The 6260-nt window shown below is 67.4% G+C and carries 4 protein-coding genes and 1 tRNA gene; 3 read left to right on the top strand and 2 right to left on the bottom strand.

The window, feature by feature from the left end; genetic code table 11:
• Positions 1 to 240: 240 nt before the first annotated feature.
• The 3 genes from BBH68_RS04615 to BBH68_RS04605 all read left to right on the top strand — a co-directional run bounded on the left by BBH68_RS04615 (position 241) and on the right by BBH68_RS04605 (position 1498).
• Positions 241 to 314: transfer RNA gene (locus BBH68_RS04615), tRNA-Ile, on the top strand.
• 469 nt (positions 315 to 783) lie between these two features.
• Positions 784 to 1167 carry a type II toxin-antitoxin system RelE/ParE family toxin gene (locus BBH68_RS04610; RefSeq protein WP_065958964.1) on the top strand — a complete coding sequence of 128 codons (384 nt, stop codon included), beginning with the start codon at positions 784 to 786 and terminating at the stop codon, positions 1165 to 1167.
• Positions 1160 to 1498 (top strand): helix-turn-helix domain-containing protein, encoded by a 339-nt coding sequence (locus BBH68_RS04605; RefSeq protein ID WP_065958963.1) that lies wholly within the window; start codon positions 1160 to 1162, stop codon positions 1496 to 1498. The genes BBH68_RS04610 and BBH68_RS04605 overlap by 8 nt, the downstream gene beginning before the upstream one ends.
• A gap of 157 nt (positions 1499 to 1655) precedes the next feature.
• Here BBH68_RS04605 and BBH68_RS04600 read toward each other — a convergent pair whose 3' ends face one another.
• Both BBH68_RS04600 and BBH68_RS04595 read right to left on the bottom strand, forming a co-directional pair.
• Entirely contained in the window at positions 1656 to 5732 is a 4077-nt protein-coding gene (locus BBH68_RS04600) for a trypsin-like peptidase domain-containing protein (protein WP_107500862.1), read from the bottom strand.
• Complete coding sequence (locus tag BBH68_RS04595; protein ID WP_065958962.1) at positions 5729 to 6055, bottom strand: CU044_2847 family protein; 327 nt, start codon at positions 6053 to 6055, stop codon at positions 5729 to 5731. Before BBH68_RS04595 ends, BBH68_RS04600 begins: the two co-directional genes overlap by 4 nt.
• Between the last annotated feature and the right edge of the window lie 205 nt (positions 6056 to 6260).

Below are 6260 nucleotides of genomic sequence, written 5' to 3'. Positions count from 1 at the left end.
TTCGGCTCGGCTGTTAACCGGAGGGTTACTGGTTCGAGTCCAGTCGGGGGAGCAGCGGGAGAGGACCCCATCGGGGTCCTTTTTCATTTCCCGCCCTTGCCACCCTTCCCACCCCCTCCGCCCCGCGCCCCCTGCGCGCGGGCATGGGGGCACCCATCCCCGGCCCCCCGAAGCAACAGATCGTATGAGCGGCTATGCTGCGGCAGACGGCGCACGCGAAAGCTCGCGACGCGCCGTTACGGGGCGGTAGCTCAGCCGGTTAGAGCAGCGGACTCATAATCCGTCGGCCGTGGGTTCGAGTCCCACCCGCCCCACTCAGCGCGTCTCTGACCTGCGGATGCGTCGCAGCAGGCGTGCGGATTCAGGACTTTGGGCCAACGGACTGAATCCGCTGCTCGCGAGTTCGACGCCGTGGCCATCAGGGTTGGTTGGCGCCGCTCTGACCTGGGCGGATGCCTGAGTTCGTTGCCGGGGCAAGCCGCCGCAGGCGGGCTGTGCGAGCGGGTGGACGCCGAATTCGGGACGCTGATGGGACGCAGGTAATCGGAAGTGGCTGCCTGAGGGCCTGCGCCGACGCTGCTCTGGCTGTGGGCGGCGGGGTCGGGGCGGTGCGATTGCCGGTCGGGCAAGTGCCCGCCCGCGCCTTGGATCCGCCCGCCGCTGGAGTTGGGTTACCCCCTCTATGAGCGGGCAAGGCACAGGACTGGTCGACGGAGCCCTGCTGATATTACCCATACGGTGTATGCTGTGAGTGTAATATTCTGCAGGTGGGAGGTTGGTCGGATGGCTTGGGAAATCGTCGTGGTCGAACCCGCTCTCACTTGGCTCCACAGCCTGCGTCGTACCGACCGCGACACCCTCATCCAGGTCAGTCAGGCCATCACCGCGTTACAAGAAGAGGGCCCTGCCCTGGGGCGGCCTCTGGTTGACACGATCAAGGGCTCGGCGTTGCCCAACATCAAGGAGCTTCGCCCCGGCTCGGCCGGTGCCTCGGAGGTGCGGTTGCTGTTCGTGTTCGACCCGCAACGGCAGGCTGTGATCCTCGTGGGCGGCGACAAAGCGGGTAACTGGTCCGGCTGGTACCGAGTGGCAGTACCGCTGGCAGAGCAGGCGTACGAGGATCATCTGAAACGAATCGAAGGAGAGAGGACCCGAAGCGATGACTGATCACCTGAGGGACCCGCAGGCCGTCTCCTGGGAGGCCCTGAGTGAGGAGTTCGCCTTCACCGATGCGGAGAAGGATCGGATCATGCAGGGTGCGCAGGTGATGATCACTGCCTCCCGGGTGCACCGACTGGCTGAGCTGCGCAAGCGGCAGCACACCACCCAGGTGGAGGTCGCCAAGGCCATGGGGGTCACCCAAGCTCGGGTTTCGCGGATCGAGAAGGGGCAGCTGGACCGCAGTGAGGTCGACACCCTTGCTGCATATGTGAAGGCCCTTGGCGGCAAATTGAAGGTCGTTGCTGACTTTGGTGATGAGACCTACGTCCTCGGGTAGCTGGAGCGACGATTCTCGAGAACCAGGACCCTGCCGCGGCGACGGTGGGTGTCAAGGTCAGGGATCGGCGCTTGGCGCGTGGCCTGTCCCTTGGTCCTCCGGGCTGCGACTTCCTGGTTTCCAGAGGACTCAGCCGAGCGATCGGGAGCCTGCGAGGTCAGGACGGCAGATCGATGGTGAGGGCCTGCAGCCCTCGGTCGAGGCCTACGGCAAGTAGTCCCTCGCACCAGGCCACACCCAAGGCCACGTGGCGGACGGGGGCCTCCATGACCCGTGTGGCGGTGCTCGGGTCCCATAGGCACACCGTCCTGTCGCTGCTCGCAGTGACCAGGAGCGTACGACCAGCATGTTCGACGGCACAGAGGGCGTTGATCGCGCTGGTATGGCGTAGTCCGGGCTCCTCAGGGTCGTGGACACACTGCCCAGTGGCGGCGTCCCAGAGCCATGTCTCGCCGTCAATTGTCGCGGCGGCGATGACCGATTGCTTGCCGATACGCAAGGAGCACATGGCGAGAACCGCCGTCGAGGCGCGCCACTGATGCCCGATGCGTTCGCCAGTCGTGGGATTCCACAGGTGAACGCGGCCGTCAGGCCCACCGCTGGCAGAAGCCAGAAGTTGGACTCCGTCGACATCGACGGCGCACACCGCGTACACACCGAAGGGATGCCACAGGGTGTGGACGGTCTCTGCTCTTTCGGGATCCCACACGCGCACGGTGCAGTCGGCACCGGCACTGGCGAGAAGCGTGAGTCCGTCTACCGTCAGAGAGCAGATGGCGTGAACAGCAGCCGCGTGTCCCCGGTACTCCCCGAACACATCCGCTGATCCCAGGTCCCACAGAACGACGGAGTGGTCATCGTCGGCAGCGGCCACGAGGGTGCGGCCGTCGACGACCAGTGAACACAGGGCGCGCACGCAGTCGCTCGGGCCCTCCAGCGACCGTTCGGCTTGGCCTGTGACAACGTCTCGCACCTGCACGCCGTCATCACCACCAGTCACCAGGACAGTGCGTCCGTCCACGGATACCGCGCACACTGCGTGAACGGCATGGGCTTCCTTGACCTGCACCCTTGCCGGGTCCCAGAGGCGCACCGTGTGGTCGAGGCCACCGCTCGCGAGGAGCGTACGTTCGTGAACGGGGAGCGTGCACAGCGCCCCGATATCGTCGCTGTGCCCCCGCAGGGTGACGACAGTGTCGTCAGACGCGACATCCCACAGTTGTATGGCATCGCCTGTCGTGCAGGCGAGCAGTGACTGGCCTTCCATCTCCAGCGGGCACAGCCTGAGGACAGGCTCCGCACGGCGACTGAGGGCCCGCACGGCATCCCCTGTCACGGGGTCCCATAGCCGTATGGTCGCGTCCGAGCCGCCAGTGGCCAGCAGCACGTGACCGCCGACCTCGATTGCGCACATGGCGTTGATCGCGTCTTTGTGCCCGGTCAGCACGCGCAGCGGCGTCTCACTCGAGAGCGGGTTCCAGAGGTGCACGGTCGCGTCGACGCCTGCCGAGGCGAGTAGGTCACCGTGGGGCGACGGGATGCGGCACACGGCGTTGACCCAGTCGGTGTGCCCCCTGATCACCCGTACGCAGTCTCCAGTGGTGGGATCCCAGAGACGTACGGTCTTGTCGGCACTGGCGGTGGCCAGATAAGTACTGTCCCCGGCCTGAAGTTGGCAGAGGTCGTACACGGTGCTGCCATGTCCCTTCAGGGCAAGGAATTGCCTGGCACCGGTCTCTGTCGCCGGATCCCACAAGCGCACCACGTCTCCGGTGCCGAGGGCCAGGAGCGGGTGATTGTCGATCGTGCAGTTCCACAGCGCCCTGATCCCGCCGAATCGGGGCTGCAGGACTCGTGTCACCCGGGCCAGAACCGGATCCCACAGACGCAGAGTGCCGTCCTCGGCTGCGCTGGCGAGCACGGAATGTCCCCTGACGACGAGGCCGCACACGGCACGGACCTCTTCCGTGTGGCCCTCAAGGACCGCCTCCTCGGCCTGCGGAGTGACCAGCGCCCACGCGGCCCGATAGGGATTGTCGGCCGCGTGCTCCTGATAGGTACGGCCGAGCCCCTCCTGGGCTTCGGTGACGCTGAACAGCGCCGCACGCTCCGCAGGCCCGGCGTCGATGGCCAGGGGCGTCTGACGAAGAATCAGCGCGGGTCCTCGCCCCTCGGGTGTCTGTGCCGGCCCCACCACCGGGATGAGCCGGCGCAGGTCGGCGTGGAGGGGGTATGCCATGTCGGCGAGCAGGTCGTCCACGACCCGGCCACGCAGCGCGTGCCGCGGCAGCGAACGCAAGAGGTACGCAGGTGCGTTGTCCCAGCCGCAGGTCTGTCCGTGGGCGATGAAGGCGCGAGTGAGAGCCCGCTCGTCGTCCTCCGCGGCTCCGATTTTGACGCGGGGCTGTTTGAGCGCGTCGTCGAGTGCCTTGTGAAAGAGACGGAAGACCCCGGCGTCCTGGTCGTTGACACCAGTCTCGATCAGGAAGTTGGCCGCCGCGGAACGCGCGAACGCGCGCAGATGGCTCTCCGTCGGGCAGGTGCCGTGCAGCGCCGTGATGGCGACGCCCCAGAGGGAGAGCGGTAGCCCCGGGGCTTCGGCGTAGGCGAGCGCAGTGAGCACCGTTTTGGCGGCAATGCCGTCGATCGTGGGCAGCCGTGCCAGGTAGTCGTGCAGCGCCGGGGCGACCGCGGGTTTGAACGAGATGTCCGCCGGGGCCATCGCGACCTCGTCATGCAATCCGCGGGTACGTGCGGTCAGCCCCGCCACCAGGAAGTTGCCATCGGCCAGCCGGGCGATACGGGCGGCGACGGGGCGGGCCACACGGTCGTCGGCGTAGGGATTGCCCGGTCTCTCATCACCGAGCAGTTGCAGTGTTGCCTGCGCGTACGCCGCGAGATCGGCTTCCTCGAAGTACGCGGGGTTGTCCAGGTCGATCACGCGTGCGGCATCGCCGAAGGCGGCGAGCAGGTCTCCTTCATCGTCTCGGCGCCTGCTGCCGACCATGACGCGTACGTGCAGGTCCGCGCATGTTTCGGCGAGGAGAGCGGCGATCTGGCGGGCGATGAGCCGGGCCTGCTTGGCGCTGGTGGCCTCGTCGAGCGCGTCGATGACGACGGTGAAGGGTGACCCTGAGGCATCTGTGAGCGCCGCACGCAGGGCGGGAGCGAGATCGCTCACAGCTTGCGGAATCGCCGCAGACGCGGCGCGGGCAATCTCGCAGGCGACTTCGAGCGCGGTCTTGCCCTTGGCATGGACAGCGCAGGACACCGAGCCCAGAGGGGCGCGTACGCTGACGTCCGCCGGGGGCAGAGTCGCTGCGATGGCGGGGTCGGCGGACGTCACGACCCGCCCGAGCACGGCCGACTTTCCCACCCCGGGGGACCCTGTGACCACCAGGACATGCCTGGGTGCCTCATCGGTGGTGATCCAGTCGACGATCTCGGTCAGGGCCGCGGTGCGACCGCGAAACCGGAAACCCCGTTCCGCGTCCGTGCTGACGCCGCGTGCCCGCGGTTTCCAGTGCCGCCCGGCCTCGGGGTCGTCCTCCAGGCTCCAGCCCCAAGCGGCGAGTGCGCTTTCACCTGCGTCTTGAGCCGACCACTCCGTCAGGGCGGACAACTTCTCCTCAGGAAGGCACTTGTCTGCCCGGAACAGCGTCAGCGCAAGGGCATCGCCGCGGCTGTTCGCCTGGCCCACCATCCCGACTACCGCCTGATAGGTGGGCGACCACAAGGCGGCGCCGCTGTAGCCGGGGCGCACCAGGTACCGCGAGGCGGTGTCCAGCCGGATCCAGCCGTGAGCCAGGTTCTCTCCCACCTCCCCGGCGGAGGAACTGCCGAAGACGTCGTCGGGGAAACCGAAGGACCACCAGGGCTCGCCCACGAGGTCTCCACCGGTGGGACGGCGCAAAGGTGCCGTCGGCTCGGGAACGTTGTCTGCGAGCACCAGGATCGCGACGTCCTGTCTGTGCCGCTTGCTTTCCGGGCTCGGGGCGATCACCTCGCTCACCGGCAGCCGCCGGTCCATGAGTAGCTCGGACTTGGGAAAGGCCACCCACAGAGGGTCGCCCTTGTCCCATGGGCCACAGACGACATGGGCACAGGTCATCACGCGCCGGCTGTCGATGAGGAACCCGGACCCCAAGGGACGGTTGTCATACTCGTCGGCGTGCACCGCCGCGACCCAAGGGTCGTTGCCCGGGCGCGAACCGGTGCCCAGGGACGCGTTCACGGGCTGTCGGGGGCCGCGTTCGAAGTCTCGTCCGGTCGCCAGACCAGGGTGATCTCGAAGTTCGCCTCGGTGGCAGCCTTGGCCACCACCCACTGCGCCGTCCCGCTGGCTTTCACGCCGAACTTGACCTCCACCTCGGCGGGGCGCACCTCCCGTATTCGGTCCAGGACAGCGCGTGCGGCCTCCACTGCCGGCCGCACGGCTTCGCGGACCCTGCCCACCACTTCCTCCGTCCCCACCGGTCGGAAGGTGTCCGCCTCCTCGATCTCGAATCGCACAATGGTCTCGTCGTCAAGTGCGTACGAGACCTGTTGCGTTGACACGCTAACTCCCCCTGTCTGCCGCTCGGTTGACTGGCATTGTGCCCCTCGCACCGATCGCTGAGCGAATCGTGGGAGGCGGTCAGCCCGTCGTCGAGGTTGGGCCCCTGGTCAGGCGTACTCCAGATGCCAGGTGCCCTCTGGCGGCGCTTTCGGTACCTTCTCAGGTCGGGCAACACCAGGTATAGCTTCGACGCGGGCTGCGGCC

Origin of the sequence: Streptomyces sparsogenes, from assembly GCF_001704635.1 — a bacterium.
Classification (GTDB): domain Bacteria; phylum Actinomycetota; class Actinomycetes; order Streptomycetales; family Streptomycetaceae; genus Streptomyces; species Streptomyces sparsogenes.
The sequence above is the reverse complement of the archived record's forward strand: the minus strand, read 5'-3'. Positions and strand labels throughout refer to the sequence as shown.